This is a genomic window from Streptomyces sp. NRRL F-5122 (assembly GCF_001507435.1).
GTDB classification, from domain to species: Bacteria; Actinomycetota; Actinomycetes; order Streptomycetales; family Streptomycetaceae; genus Streptomyces; species Streptomyces lannensis.
Map to the genome: position 1 here is coordinate 46917 of NZ_LMWH01000236.1, position 13957 is coordinate 60873.

At 68.5% G+C, this 13957-nt stretch carries 11 protein-coding genes; 5 read left to right on the plus strand and 6 right to left on the minus strand.

What is annotated here, in order from left to right; translation table 11 throughout:
- Positions 1 to 5: 5 nt before the first annotated feature.
- Positions 6 to 230: a hypothetical protein gene (locus tag ADL25_RS24425; RefSeq protein ID WP_159044994.1), complete on the minus strand. Its 225-nt coding sequence runs from the start codon at positions 228 to 230 to the stop codon at positions 6 to 8.
- 229 nt (positions 231 to 459) lie between these two features.
- Between ADL25_RS24425 and ADL25_RS24430 the strand changes: the two genes are divergently transcribed.
- Both ADL25_RS24430 and ADL25_RS24435 read left to right on the plus strand, forming a co-directional pair.
- Positions 460 to 1212 carry an IS5/IS1182 family transposase gene (locus tag ADL25_RS24430; protein ID WP_059129953.1) on the plus strand — a complete coding sequence of 251 codons (753 nt, stop codon included), beginning with the start codon at positions 460 to 462 and terminating at the stop codon, positions 1210 to 1212.
- Between the two features lie 83 nt (positions 1213 to 1295).
- On the plus strand, positions 1296 to 1997 hold the full coding sequence (locus ADL25_RS24435) for a hypothetical protein (protein ID WP_234381026.1): 702 nt from the start codon (positions 1296 to 1298) through the stop codon (positions 1995 to 1997).
- 41 nt (positions 1998 to 2038) lie between these two features.
- Here ADL25_RS24435 and ADL25_RS24440 read toward each other — a convergent pair whose 3' ends face one another.
- Positions 2039 to 2977: a hypothetical protein gene (locus ADL25_RS24440; RefSeq protein WP_059129955.1), complete on the minus strand. Its 939-nt coding sequence runs from the start codon at positions 2975 to 2977 to the stop codon at positions 2039 to 2041.
- Between the two features lie 506 nt (positions 2978 to 3483).
- Between ADL25_RS24440 and ADL25_RS24445 the strand changes: the two genes are divergently transcribed.
- On the plus strand, positions 3484 to 4176 hold the full coding sequence (locus tag ADL25_RS24445) for an LPXTG cell wall anchor domain-containing protein (RefSeq protein ID WP_059129956.1): 693 nt from the start codon (positions 3484 to 3486) through the stop codon (positions 4174 to 4176).
- 81 nt (positions 4177 to 4257) lie between these two features.
- On the opposite strand, the gene ADL25_RS24450 is transcribed toward ADL25_RS24445, so the two are convergent.
- From ADL25_RS24450 to ADL25_RS24465, 4 genes are all read right to left on the minus strand, one after another.
- Positions 4258 to 4773, minus strand: coding sequence for a hypothetical protein (locus tag ADL25_RS24450; protein WP_059129957.1), 516 nt, complete (start codon positions 4771 to 4773; stop codon positions 4258 to 4260).
- A 490-nt stretch (positions 4774 to 5263) separates the two neighbouring features.
- Positions 5264 to 5458: a hypothetical protein gene (locus ADL25_RS24455; RefSeq protein ID WP_059129958.1), complete on the minus strand. Its 195-nt coding sequence runs from the start codon at positions 5456 to 5458 to the stop codon at positions 5264 to 5266.
- 175 nt (positions 5459 to 5633) lie between these two features.
- Positions 5634 to 6311, minus strand: coding sequence for a hypothetical protein (locus ADL25_RS24460; protein WP_059129959.1), 678 nt, complete (start codon positions 6309 to 6311; stop codon positions 5634 to 5636).
- A 316-nt stretch (positions 6312 to 6627) separates the two neighbouring features.
- The gene (locus ADL25_RS24465) at positions 6628 to 9393 is read right to left on the minus strand and encodes an ADP-ribosylglycohydrolase family protein (protein ID WP_079050560.1); all 2766 of its coding nucleotides are present in this window, start codon (positions 9391 to 9393) and stop codon (positions 6628 to 6630) included.
- Positions 9394 to 10393: 1000 nt separating this feature from the next.
- Here ADL25_RS24465 and ADL25_RS24470 point away from each other — a divergent pair.
- Entirely contained in the window at positions 10394 to 12457 is a 2064-nt protein-coding gene (locus tag ADL25_RS24470) for a TIGR03986 family CRISPR-associated RAMP protein (protein WP_059129960.1), read from the plus strand.
- Positions 12454 to 13956 carry a Cas10/Cmr2 second palm domain-containing protein gene (locus ADL25_RS24475; RefSeq protein WP_059129961.1) on the plus strand — a complete coding sequence of 501 codons (1503 nt, stop codon included), beginning with the start codon at positions 12454 to 12456 and terminating at the stop codon, positions 13954 to 13956. Before ADL25_RS24470 ends, ADL25_RS24475 begins: the two co-directional genes overlap by 4 nt.
- Position 13957 lies beyond the last annotated feature (1 nt).

A 13957-nucleotide genomic window follows, 5' to 3' on the forward strand; every position in this document is an offset into this window, starting at 1 on the left:
TGGAGTCAAGACTCCGGTGCTTCCCGGTGGGTACTGTCCAGGGTCAGGTGGATCCGCGCCAGGGCCTCGGCGATTTCGACGGTGTCCTCGTCGTCGGGGCCGTAGACCACGCACATGTCGTCGTGGAGCGGCTCGAGCATCCGCCGGGCCTCGACGAGGCCCCCCGGACAGCTCCAGAATCCGATGACACGGTGGAGTTCGATCGCCTCGTCGCAGGCGTCGCTGTCCACGGCCCGCACCTGACGGAGGACAACCTCGACCTCCTATAGGCCTAACGTCACCTGGTCCGGTTCTGTGCGGCAGTGCACGGCTTGGGCGCGGCAGGAGCGCGCATTTTCGATGAGTGAACCTCTTCCAACCTCACGGGTGGTTGGGCTGGCAGCCCCGGCGGCGGGCATGAAGAAAGCTCCTGGTAGACGAGTTCACGACCAAGATCACCAGTCCGCCAGGAGCTTTCGCGTGCTTGTCTGCCCGTCCGGCATCGATCTGTCCAGCCGCACTCTGGGGCATCTCTCCGGTCTTCTCGCAGGTCAACGTCGTCGGATCGGTTCACGCTGGCGTCGCCTGACCTGCGGCTGGCAGGCCCTGCTCGTCCTGGCCCACCTGCGCTGCGGCGACACCTACGCTCGCCTTGCCGCGGGCTTCCGCATCGGGATCGCCACGGCCTACCGCTACATACGCGAGGCCGTCGACCTGCTGGCCGCCCTCGCGCCCACGCTGGAGCAGGCCATGACGACCGTCCGGAAGAAGGCGTACGTGATCCTCGACGGCACCGTGCTACCAATAGACCGCATCGCCGCCGACCAGCCGTACTACTCCGGGAAGAAGAAGCACCACGGGATGAACGTGCAAGTCCTCGCCGATCCCGCCGGACGCCTGATCTGGGCCTCGGACGCATTGCCGGGATCCACACACGACCTGACCGCGGCCCGGACCCACGGCATACCCGCCGCCCTCGCCGCAGACGACATCAAGTGCTGGGCCGACAAGGCGTACCAGGGTGCCGGCCCTGCGATCCGTGTCCCGATCCGCGGCAAGCACCTGCGCGGCTGGCGCCGACGCCACAATCGCAATCACGCGAAGATCCGCAACCTCGGCGAACGCGCCATGGCCATCCTCAAGTCTTGGCAGCTCCTGCGGAAACTCCGCTGCAGCACCACCCGGATCACAGCCGCTGTCCGTGCCGTCGTTGCCCTCGAACTCACCACATGATCAAGATGGGAAGGGCTCCCTGCGCCGATGGCTGGCCGGCACGGTGACGGTCCGCTCGCAGGATGCTCGTAGGCTTGCATGGCATGACGACGCGGATAGCGGGGGATCAGGTGCTCAATCCGTGGACCCGCACGACCAGGAACGCACCGTACGCGGTCCCCGAAGACCTGCCGCACTTGCAAGCCCTCGCCGACACCCAAGTCCACCCCTCGCACGCGCCGTACCAGCTCAACCTGACACTCCCGCCGGAACCGTTCATCGGCCTCCACGACGCGCCCTTGGTCATGCTGCTGGCCAACCCAGGCGTGAGCGACGCAGACCCGGCCGCCTACGCCCGGCCCGGCGTGACCGAGCGAACCCTGCAACACATCGCGAACGCTGGCGGGACCCCCAACCACTTCCTGACGCACCCCGACAAGGACCATCCAGGACTCCGTTGGTGGTCCCGGACCCTGAACGGCCTGACGAAGCAGGGGCACAGTCACGACGAACTCGCCCGGCAGATCCTTGCCGTGCAGTTCCACGGCTACCCTTCGCAATCGTGGCGGCCGATCCCGTACACACTGCCCTCCCAGTCCTTCGCCTTCTACCTGGTGCGCCGCGCCATGTCCCGTGACGCGGTGATCGTCCTCGGGCGCATCGGGGCCACCTGGAAGATCGCCGTGCCAGAGCTGGCGTCATATCCGAATGTGGTCACGCCGAAACAAAACCGGAGCGTGCAGATCAGCCGGGGCAACTTCAGCCCTGAGAACTTCGAGCGGATCGAGCAAGCCCTCAAGAGCTGAGCACGCACGGCGATGCGGTGCGCGCCCAGCGGGAAGGGCGGTCAGAGGTTGGCACGCGCTTCGGCCAGCTTCACGTCCGCCGCCCGCATCTCCCCGCATGCCTGTGGGTGCCTCTGATCCATCTCCTCAAGCCGTATCGGCGACTTGGACAGAGCCGTTGTCGCCTTCAGGTCCAGTTCGGCGTCGAACTCGTACGGCTTTTGCGAACCGATCGGCGCCGGTCGCGGCGACGACTTCACATGCGCCATCGCCGCGATCTTTCCTTCGACCCCGCCGAAGTAGATCCACAGCCGGTCGCCGTCCCTCATCCGCTTCAGCGGCTTCCCGAGCCACCACTCGGTCGGACCGGAATCTTCGCGCGCCAGCCTCGCGACCCGCGCTGGGGTGGAGGGGCCGTTCTCGATCGTGTCGCGCTCCGGGTCCAGGCAGTACAGCCAGTCCCGAGGGCTGACGACCTGGTAGACGGCGCGTCCGCCTCGGTTCGGAATCTTTTCCAGCACCTCCTGCTCGGTCAGTGCCCGCAGCAGTGCGCGGGCCCGCTTGTCGTCGGTCTCCCAGCCGTAGCTGTTCATGGTGGCGACGACGCGGGCCGGGTCCCACTCTCCGTCCTCGCCGGTCACCCGGCTCTCCAGCACCTCCACCTGGGTCAGCCGTGTCTGATTGCGTGGCCGGCCGTGCCGTTCCAGCAGGTCGTACAGCTTTGCCGCGCCCATGCTCGCGGCGATGCCGAGGGCGCTCCGGTCCACGGTGCCGCTTTCGTCGACCGCCACGATGGCCCTCTCTCGCCAATCCTCCAGGCCCTCCAGCAGTCTGGTCACAGCTTCGATGTCCCGCCACAGGTCATGAGGCGCGGCCTGCTCCGACAGCAGCACCTTGTCTTGCAGTGCGGCGCGCACCACTCGGGCGAGCTGGTCGGAGGAGATCACGACGCTCTCTTGGCTTCCGTCGTCACCGAAATTAAAGTCAACCCGCGTCACCATGGGGACTCCTCTTCTCTGGATTGGAGAGGAGATTACATTCTGCTTCTGTCGACGCGCCACCGCTGAGACGGCACTGGAGAGTTGGGCATCCCGAAGCGACCGGTCAGGTCGCGGGCGCGGCCCGGCGTGAGGCCATCGAGATCCCGGCCTCCCGCGCCCCGACCCTGGCCCAGGCCATGAAGACCGCCACAGCCAAGGCGTGCGTCATCCTGGACGGCACACTGAGCCTTTTCCGACCTGGTGTTCGTGCTGGCCAGTGACCTGCTGGCAGCTGATTCCTGCGGTCTGCGTCAAACCTCTGAGCAGCAACTCTCCAGAGGGTCAGGGCTTGCGGGCCGCTTCGTCCGGGACGTTCAGCGACATCAACTACCAGGTTGGAAAGGGCTCACTCAGTTAGCCAGTTGACTTCGTTGCCTGTACGTGATTGACCTTTGGTCAGTTCGGTGTGCAGGCTGAGCCGCCCCCTCCACATCTTCCCATTCGCATCTCGAAGATGGACCTACCCCATGCGTAACCTCATCCGCGCCGGCGCGCTGACCGCCGGCGTTTCGACCGCACTGCTCCTCGGGCCGGTCGCGCACGCCACCGCTCCCGGGGACAACGGGACGGTGAAGATCCACGACGCCAAGACCGGCGAAGAGCTGCGCCGTAACGAGCCGCACGTCTGCACGTTCTACCTCGACGCCTTCGGTTTCGACGCGGTTCAGGAGGTCGACTGGCACATCGAAACCTGGGCGCCGACCGCTGCCACCAAGGGCGAGACCGTGAAGTCCGGGGCCATCACCCTGGATGGCAAGGGCCACGGCCGTACGGCGGACCTGTCGCTGCCCAACGGTCACTACAAGCTGTTCTGGAACTTCGACGGCGAGAACGGGGACGCCAAGCAGAAGGTGTTCTGGACCGACTGCAAGGGCTCCGAGGGCGGTGGTGGCGGAACGACACCGACCACCCCGGGGTCGCCCTCCTCGTCGGCGTCATCCTCTCCGTCCGGTTCGACGGGTGCGACCGACGAGCCAAGTGCCTCCTCGAGTGGCGAAGCGGCCCCAACAGCCGCTACCTCTCCGTCCCCGCAGGGCGGCGGTGATCTGGCCGAGACCGGTAGCAGCGCCCCGGTAGGCCTGCTGGCGGGCGTCGCGGCGGCGCTGGTGGCCGCGGGCTGTTACATGGTGCTGCGGCGTCGCAAGGCCGCCCGAAGCTGAGTCACGTCATAGGTGAAGGTGCTGTGACGTGCTGCCGGGACATTCAGCGCGGTCGGCTGAATGTCCCGGCGGTCAGCAGGGTCAGCCGATTCCGGTGACCTGCAGGGCCGTGGTCCAGTTGCTCTTGATGGCGCTGCGGGCGGCGGACAGGGTGATGGTGCCGGCGCAGACGGCGTTCTTCAGCTTCGTCTCCACGCCGTCCTTGGAGTAAGCGGTCTGGGAGCCGGAGTACGGCTCGGGCCACAGGTTCCCGGTGGCCCGGGGCGCGCCGCCGAGTTCCAGGGGGACGAGGTGGTCTTCCTCGTAGTCGGCCATGTTGGTGTCGGAGTAGCCGTAGTCGATGATGCCCTGGGCCTTGAGCGGGTTGGTGTAGGACGTCGGGGGGCGCACGGTGGCGGTCCAGCCGGACACGCAGATGGTGCTGTGGATGTTCGACTGGGTGACGTCCGGGTTGTAGGCGCCGGGCGTGCAGGAGGAGTCGGGCAGCGGCAGACGGGCGTGGGAGCAGGTCGCGGCCTGGGCGGTTCCGGCCGTGGCGGTGATCAGACCGGCGGCTCCGAGAGCCAGGACGCTGATGGTGGCGGTGAAGCGACGCATTTGGGGTTCTCCCGCAGGGTCGGCCCGGACAGTGGGGCGCCGGGCGGCTGACGGCATGACACCACCACCCCGGTCTATGCGAGTAGATCCGGCGGGTGAATAACAGGCGACCTGCGCAATCCTTACCCCAGCCTGACCAAGGCTTGCCGAAGTGCCATGTTTCGTTGGCTTTGTTGATCCCCTCATCTGTATCAACGGACGCCTTGCGGGCGCCATGCTGTTCTGGCCAAAGCGGTAGTGGCCCTTCAAGGCTGTGGCGCGCGTGAACACGACACCTCGCCGAGCCCGGGCTGAGCAGAGGTCCTCAGGCCAGTCTGGTCACCGCACCGGGTCCAAACGACCTGGCGAAATACAACGTGGGAACCGAGCCCGCAGACTATGCACTCGAGCTGAAGTGCTCCAGGATGCGGCGCAGTTCCTACTACGCATCGCTCTTGCGCTGGCGCTGGCGCTGGCGCTTCCAAATGAAGGCATCGTCTTCCACCGCGCGCTAGCTGTCGCGCTGTTCGGCGTTCCTGCCCTGGTCGTGGTCGGCCGTGTACTCGACGGGCGTGGCCGGGTCTTGAGCCGCAGTAGACAGCGGGGCCACGGAGGCGGCGGCAGCCGGGGTGACGTAGTGCGTCCCTGCCGTGTTCATCGCGGCGACGTTGGCGGAGGACAGCAGCTTGGAGCCGCTCAGCAGCAAGAAGCCGGGGCACTCGGCAAACTGCTGCAGGGCAGTGCGTCAGCGAAGCCAACGCCTATCGCCCAAGCCAGCAGCGTCTGGCATGAAGACTACGTGAGCCACGCCCGCAGGCAGCGTGCATTCGCCTCTGCTGAGGCACACAGGGCCTGCCGAGACTACACACGGTGCCCGGTAGTTAGGAGAGTTGCCTGCCGTGGTAGAACAGCGCCGCCTCGACCTGCTCCGGTAGGACTCCTCGTTTCAACGCACAGTCGTGTAGCCCCTCCAGGTACCGCCTGTACTGGTCCGTAGTCCAGCCGTTCTCCGGCCAGTCGGCTTCGACCGATTTATGGTCTTTAAGAGCGCGCGAGACAACGCTGTCCAGGATGGCCGGCCGATACGGCCCAGCAGAGGTCTCGCCCCCCGCGAAGTACAGCACCTTGGTGAAGAACGCCGCCCCCAGGTGCGGGATGTGCTGGTCATTGTTCAAGGCCCAGTACGCTTCCGTAGCTCCTCGCTCTCGGAGCGCCGCGAGTGCCACGCCGAGTCGCGCGTCGATGTCAGCATCTGGAGAGTGGAGAAAGATCTGCGACCGCCGGTGCACTGACTGAGCCTTGGTACCCGTGCCCCAGACCAAGGCCGCGACGAGCAGATGCCGACGTCCCTCCACGGTGTCCGTCTTGCGAGCGATGCTGAACACGGTTCGGCGATCCACCCGCGGCCACTTGCCTACGAGCGGGCATGAGTCGAGTTCGGACGGCCACCAGGAGGGGTCTGGCAGCACGGGTATCCAGCGGGCTCGGTCGAAGGGGATCGCCTGGCCGCGCACCGTGTCGTGGTCGGGCAGATCCATGTCGTACGGCAGGACGATCACTGTTGCTCCTTGATGCGGATGCGGAGGAAGTGAGTACGGAGTCCCCAACACGAGCCGCCAGTCATACGCTCACGGACGTGAGGTCAGCCAGGTCTCTGGCCGCGTACGGCGGCGATGCGGGCGAACTCGGCGAGCAGGCTGTCGGGTAGCTGGTCGGATCGAGGGCGTGCTGGTGGATGCTCGAGATGTGGTGCGCGGCGTGCGGAGCGTTTCCCTTGACGTAGATGAGGTGGCCGGCTGGCGGGTGCAGCGTGGTGCTGTAGGTGAGGAGCTGGTCAAGGTCGGCGTAGGGGAAACCGTCAGGCCGCTCGGCGGATCACCAGCCGGGATAGCGGCCCCACCAGTGCGGGTCCCAGCCGCTGTTATACTCGGTGCCACTGGGCCGGTCGGTGAGCTGAGCGACGAGGTCCCGGGCCAGGGTGTCGAGGACCCAGGCCAGTTCGTGGCGGCTCACCAGGTCTACGGGGAGCGCCTCGGCGCCGTGGACAGCTCCGAGCAGCGCGCCGGCCACGCAGGCGACCGAGTCGCCGTCCGGCGCGCTGGCGGCGAAACTCAGTGCCGCTGCGAGGTCGGTGCGGAGGGGGAAGGAGGCGGCGACGTACAGGCCGCCGAGGAGCGCCGACGGCGCGGTGGCGTCCGGTGCTAGTTGTGCGAGCCGTCGTACGTCCGCGGTTTGGTCCTTGGTCTGCCGAAGTACGGCGGTGAGTCGGTTGTGCTCGTCGTCGGTGAGGTCTTGGTCGAGGGAGGGCAGGGCGCAGAGCCCGGCCTGCAGGGAGTCCAAGACGCGTTCGCCGATCAGGCAGTGCTGCACGAGCGCGGTCGCGTGGGCGGCGGCAGCGTGTGCAGCCCTGTCGCCGTGGGTGAGAGCGGCGACCTCTCGGGCTTGTCGGACCCAGTACTGCGGGTCTCCCCCAGCGGCGGCCACGGCGAGCGGGATGGTGCGTGTGAGCGCGTGGCAGCCGCGGCTAGGGGTCACCCCGGCGCCTAGCTCGATCTTGGACAGGGCCGCCACCGTCGACGGTGCGCTACCCCGCCGTTCGGCCAGCACGGGTACCTGGGCGAGCCAGCCGTCCGGCCACGCCTCGCCGGCGCTGCCCCCGGCCCAGCGGTGTCGCATCCGCACGGCCTCGATCCCCTGCAGGGCCGCCCATCTGCAGTAGGCGTGCCACACCACCCCCGGGGGACTGCTGATGCCCTTGTGATCGCCCCGTACGAACGCGCGGATCGTTCCCTCGGCGGTGAAGCATGCCAGCTGGGTGCTGACGCCGGCCCGCAGCGGCCCGGTGGTCGGCAGCGTGTCCTGGGCGGCGCCCAGTGTGTCGCCCAGCGCCAGGCCCAGCAGCAGTCCACGCACCCGGGATGGCGCTCCTCTCTCGTTCAGCAACTCCTTGCGCCGCTTCTGCTTCTGCGTCGCGTCACGGTCCGGCTCCAGTTCCTTAGGCAATGGTTCGGCAATGGCATCGTTCAGTTGGTTGATGCGCTCCCTCGGCAGCTCTCGACCTTCTTCCTGGCCATCCCGGATGGGTCCGTCGGTCTCCCGGTTCCGCGCTGAGGGACCGCTGGTGGCCCGCTCGGCGGTCAACTCGTGCACCGCGTCCTGCATCTCTGGGTGCTTGTCGAGATGCCAGCCGCCGGTCAGCACCTGGCGCAGGTCGTTCAGCGCGGTTTCGGCGTCGGTTCCGGTGGCCAGGTTGCTGTAGAGGGCTGCAACGGCCGGGGTGCGGCTCTGACCGGCCGCGCAGTGCAGTAGGACCCGCTTGCCGGCGTCGCGCAGCCGCAGTACCTGGCGGGCTGCCTGGTCCATGACGTAGTGGAGGTTGGCGTTGTGTCCCTGACTGTCCACTAGCCAGACGCGAACGTGCTCGATGTCGGCGCCGGGGAGGATCGGGTCCGTCCCGACCCGGCACAGCGAGACCACGGCATCGACGGGGACTGGCTCGGCACGCTGAGTCAGGGCCAGGTTGCCCAGTACCACACCAGGGTCGTGCGGGTGGTGTATCGCGAAGGCCCGGCTGGACTGCGGCGGGATCGGCATGCGCTGTGCCGAGGGCCAGCCTGTGGCGTCGTTGCTCCCGCTGCGGGCGGTGAGCACGGCCAGCCGGACCAGATCGGCCTGTCTGTGGCCGGGCCAGCCGTGGACGGCCTGCTGCCACTGAAGCGGGATGCCGGAGCAGCCCCAGCGTGCGCCGAGCAGGGCGCCGGCGATCGCCGCGACGGTGTCGGTGTCCGTCCCGGCGCGCACCGCCGCCCCCAGGGCGACGTGCAGGTGCTGGGTTGGGAAGCTGCCCTTGGCGGGCAGCAATTCGGGGACGACGGTGCGGGTGATCGCAGACCAGGCGGCCTGGAGCGCATGCACCACCCAGCCGTTGTTGGTGAAGTGGTGCGGCGGGTGGGTCTCCGCCTCGTCCAGCCGCCGTGTCCACACGTCCCGGCGTTCCGCGGGGAGCAGGTCCAGGCCGGCGCGAACGCCGTCGAACGTGCCCTCGAGAACGGCAGTACGGATACCGGAGCACCACAGCACGCAGGCGTCGGCGCAGTCGGGATCGGGGTGGGTGAGCGCGCTGACGGCGGTGGCGGCCTCGGCCATCTCCTCGGCGTCGGCCAGTTGGGCGAGAGCGACGATCCCGGTGCGCATCAGCGAGCCGTTCCCGGCGGCGCGATCGTTGCCGGTGGTGAATTCGCGAGCGGCCTCCGACAGAGCCGCGCCTGGCGCTCCCCCGGCCCGACGGGCGACGTCCAGTACGGTTCGGGTCTGCGAGCCGACGTCAGTGGCGCCGCCGCTCAGCCATTGCTGGAAGTTGGCAGCGATCTGATCGAGGGCCTCGGGGGTGCGTAGATCCGCCCCGGTGGCCGCGACCTCCGCGATGCACACCTGCATCTGGGTGTCGTCGGAGTACTCGCCGGGCTCGTACGGCCCCAGGCCACCGCCGATCATCTGTGGTTGCTGGTCTTCGCGCAGCCTTGCCGCGAATTCGTAGGGCACGCCGAGCGCGTCGCCCACGGCTGCTCCGAGCAGTACGCCGGCGGCCCGGTCGGTGCCCAGGGCGTCCAAGTGGGGCCGGGGTTTACGGGCGTGGGCCATGGGGCCTCCATGTGGTGCGGCGGCGCACGTTTGTGAGCCGAGCAGTGGCGGGCGGGCAGCGATCCCAGGCGTAAGCAGTCGGGGTGGCACAGCCGCAACTGGCAGGCTGAGAAAGTCGGTTCATCGGCGGCTTGATGCTTCGCCAGATTGGCACGACACCCCAGTTATCGTCAAGGAGACGATAGCGAGTGCTTGTCAGGACCGGCAGCAAAGGGGTTCACAGCAGTGCTCGTGTGGCGAACTCGCCCAGTCAAACGGCCAGGGATGCCACGTCCACCGATGGGCAGCCGCTCTCGCCGACCTCATGGCCATGTCGCGGAAGAGGCTCGACCTAGTCCGTACGGGACGCTCGGGCGGATCTCGGGCTGGCGCCGACGTAGCCGCCATCGTGCGGGCAGGTCACTCACTTCCACGGCTGGGCGCGGGGCGCGGATACGCTCGCGGGAGCGGTCGGGGGTCGCCGGTCGCGGAGCTGCGTTGGACGCGGCCTCTCAGGACGCATGCCCGTGCACAGGCCGAAGGCATTGCGGTAGAAGCCGCAGCGTTCGGCTTTGTGGGCGGCGATCGCGCGCGGGAGGACGGGGCGCGAGGTAGGGCCGTCCGCGGCCGGAGGCGGGTCGAACTCGTAAGCGCGCCGGCCCGGGCGGATGGGCAGGGACCACCAGGCCATCCGGGAGTGGGATGGCCGGGTGACAGCGAACCGACCCAGTCCCCGGTGCGGCGAGGCCTCGGGCAGGATGTCCAGTACCGCTAAAGCCCGCTGGGCGCAGGAATTTCGATCTCCAGGCGGACCTGGGCGAACAGAGTCTGTGCGCAGCACCGCGTGAGCGCCCTTCCCATCTCGCGTGTTGTTCAGTGCAGGTGCCGCTCACGTTGCGTCAACTTGTGTACGTTCCATGGTTCGACTTGCGCTGACTACCCGTCATCACGTTAATGGTCCCGACGCGTCGAGATGCCGTCACGGTAGCGTGGTGGGCTGGCGGTTCGGGGGAGCGTGGGTGTGAGCGAGTACGAGTTCGTCAATCCGTACACCTTCGTACAGGTACCGAAGGAGGTACCCAGAGACTGGCGCTCGGCGCCGCCTGGGCATGGTCAACTGCGGCCGGACCGGATCAGTGGTCTGCTGGAGGTGACGCTGACGGCGCGCAGTCCGTTGATGCTGCGGCACGTCTATGACGGTGACGATGCCGCCTTCCCCACGCGTCGCTTGCCTGGCTTCGATGAGCCCGTGCCGTTCGTGCCGGGGTCGTCGCTGGCCGGTGCCGTGCGGTCGCTGCACGAAACCCTCGCCGGTGGCTGCCTGCGGGTGTTCAATTCCGACTTCCGGCCCGGTTACCGCGACGAGGCACGGGTCAGGACGGACTCCTGGCGATTGGCGCTGGTCGAGAAGGTCGACGAGCGAGGGGCTCCCTCGCGGTTGCGGTTATGCGGGGAGACGGTGTGGGTGGAGTACACCGCGCTGCACAAGGCCCTCGGGGGAGCCGCGAAGTTGACGACGGGGGCGCGGGTCACGCTGCTGAGCGGGAGCGTCCAGTCGTCGCTGGGGCGGCTGGAGTTGAGGGAGCCGTTCGAGGTCAAGGAGGGCGGGGAGTCGGTCGTGCTGGTGACCGACTCCGGGGCCCGGCATCGCACGCGGAAGAACCCGGACGGTGGCAGGGAGCTGCCTGGCCGACACTTCTGTGCGACCGGCGAGCTGGAACCCGGCTCGCTTGAGGTCGTTCTGCCCGACGAGGTGTGGCAGGAGTACCTCGACGCCGTGGACGGCACGCGCGACGTCCAGGAGTACCGGCAGACGCCGTCGCCGGGCGACTTGCCCTCGCGGAATGCCGAGCCGGTGCGCGTGTTTCACAAGGACGAGCGGCTCGGTCTGGTCGGATACCGGGATCCGGCACGGCGGGAGCTGCGTCCGGGGCATGTGGTGTGGGTGGATCCGGAGCGCGCGGGGCAGGCGGTGCGGCTGCGCGGGATCTCCCTATCGACGATCTGGCGGCACCCCGGTGGCCGTATCAAGGCGGGTGAGCGTGTCCACCTGCAGGCCCGCGCCTGCCGGGACCCGGAGGACCTGTGCCCGAGCTGCCGGCTCTTTGGCTCGGTGGACGCGGAGGGCGCCGACGACAAGGGGGGCGGTGCCCGCCAGAAGGCGTACCGCGGGCACGTCCGCTTCGGTGACGCCGTACCGGCCGAAGCCTATGGGCTGGACGAGGAGTTCCTGCCGCCGATGGGTGCTCCGAAGCCGGGTGCCGGGCAGTTCTACCTGACCCGGGACGACAGCCTGGAAGGGAAGAGTGCCACGTCCGACCCAGACAGGGCGCTGCGGGAGTGGGGGTCGGAGGCGGATAGCGGCGGTGGTCGTCGGCTTCGGGGCCGCAAGTACTACTGGCTTACCGGGGAAGCTGGCAAGCGGCCGTACTTCCGTGCGCGCAGCGGCAGCCGGGACGTCTTCCACGACCTGTACGGGCCGGAGAACAAGATGGTCTCGAAGGCACAGTCGGTCTCGGAGGGCGCGCAGTTCACGGCAGAGGTCCGGTTCGAGAACCTCGACGCGGTCGCTCTGGGCGGGCTGCTGTGCGCGCTGGACCCGGGTCTCCTGCTGCACCACTTCGACCCGAAGGACGAGGAGCGCCCCCGGTACGGCTGGGCTCTGGGCGGCGGCCGCCCGCTCGGGTTCGGCACGTGCACGTCGGAGGTGAAGATCCGGGAACTGGACTCCGCGGCCAGTCGCTACCTCGGCACCGAGGCGCCCGCCCTGGACGTCGAAAAGGCGGTGGCGGCGTTCCGCAAATCGGCCGGGGATGATCTGCGGGACACCTGGAAGCGCCAGCTGACCAAGGTCCTGCGGCTGGACTGGGCGCCGACCGACCGCGTGTGGTACCCGCCGGCGCAGCCGATTCCCGACCCGGAACGGACACTCAACCCCGAGGCGCTGAAAGCGAGCTTCACATTCTGGAAAGAGACATCCGGCTCACGGACGAATCCCTACGTGCAGTTGCCGTCGCCGGCAGCGCCGCGCCCGAAGATGACGATGAAGGTGATCCCCCAGAAGAAGGGGAAGGGCGGGAAGTGACCGTGACCCACACCGGCACCGCCTATGTGTACGTGGACTTCGGCGCCATCCGGATCCAGTCGTACCTGACACGCACCGCGGGTCTGCGCGGGCACCGCGCCGCCAGCGACAGCCTCGCCCGCGCCACGGCTCCCGGCATCGTCGAGGGCGTGGTGGGGCAGCTCGCGGAGGTGAACGACGAGGCCGGCGAGGCGGATGGGGTCGTCAGTCTCCGCCTCACCCCGGTTGCTGGCGAAGACCTCAAAGCACGAGTTGAGCGCCTTCAGGACCGGGTCTTCGCGCATCTGCGCCAAGCCCTGCCGGGGGCGGAGTTCCACTCGGTCTGGGGCCAGGGCGAGTACTACCTGAACGCATACGACAAGGAGATCCACCCGAAGACCGAGGCGGGCGATGTCCGCTACGACCTGCCAGCGACCGCGGAGTTCCCGCTCGCCGTCCCCTGCGCGATGTGCCACACGGACCCTGCGGCCACCTGGGAGACGGTCACCGGAAAGAGGCAGCGGCTGTGCCCGGACTGCTCGATGCGGAACGTGCCGCGCAGGCGATCGGCGGGTGACGGGCGCAGTCCGGAGGGGCGGCTGGCGGAGAGTCTGCCGGTCACCCACGCCGCTCCAGAGGACTTCGCGGCGCTGGCCGCGCTGGGCCACGCCCGGTCGGGCCGCAACCACCTGGCGACGGTGGCCATCGACGGGAACGCGTTCGGGGAGTTCTTCAAGGCGCTCGCCAAGGAGGGCAGCGAGGACGCCCAGATGCGGGACTGGAAGAAGAGCATCTCCCAGTCCCTGTCAGCGGCCACGCGGGATGCGCTGGCAGAGGCGACAGTGAACCTGCCGCTGACCATCGAACGCGACCAGGTGGTGGTCGTCCCGCACGTCGTCGGCGGTGACGATGTGCTGGTCAGCCTACCCGCCGACCAGGCATGGGAGTTCACGCTCGCTTTCCTGCGTGAATTCGGCCAGGCCGTCCACGCGGCGACCGCCGGCATCCTGGAGGTCCTGAACCGGCGTCGCGCCCAACGCGCGCAGGGGGAAACGTCACTGGAGGCTCCGACGGCGTCGGCGGGAATCGTCTTCGCGCATTCCAGTTATCCGCTGAGCCTGCTCGTGGAGTTGGCCGGCCAGCGTCTGAGCGAGGCCAAGCGAGCCGTGCGTGGCAAGGCAGCCTCAGTACAGTGGCTGGACATCACAGCCGACGGCACCGAGGCCCCCGGACACGATCCGCTCCGTCTGTCCACGCTGCGCACCCCTGCCGGTGATCCCACCCTCGAGGCGCAGGCGCTGTCCGCACTGGCCCGCGTCCCTGCCAGCCATCGCGCCCGCCTCGCGGAGGCGTTGCGCTCCGATGGTGAGATCACTGCCGCTGTGATCGCGCACCGGGTCGGCCATCTCAAGGCGGTGCAGCCCTTCCTCTCTCCCTTCGACCAGCAGAATGCGCCGCCGCCCACCGGGATCGGCCTGGGTGCGGCCCTCGGAATCGCCAGGTGGTGGCCGTGCGCGTGAC

Coding starts and splice junctions, on each gene's coding strand:
- ADL25_RS24445 (WP_059129956.1), top strand. CDS start 3,484: ATGCGTAACCTCATCCGCGCCGGCGCGCTGACCGCCGGCGTTTCGACC.
- ADL25_RS24465 (WP_079050560.1), bottom strand. CDS start 9,393: ATGGCCCACGCCCGTAAACCCCGGCCCCACTTGGACGCCCTGGGCACC.
- ADL25_RS24440 (WP_059129955.1), bottom strand. CDS start 2,977: ATGGTGACGCGGGTTGACTTTAATTTCGGTGACGACGGAAGCCAAGAG.
- ADL25_RS24435 (WP_234381026.1), top strand. CDS start 1,296: ATGACGACGCGGATAGCGGGGGATCAGGTGCTCAATCCGTGGACCCGC.
- ADL25_RS24450 (WP_059129957.1), bottom strand. CDS start 4,773: ATGCGTCGCTTCACCGCCACCATCAGCGTCCTGGCTCTCGGAGCCGCC.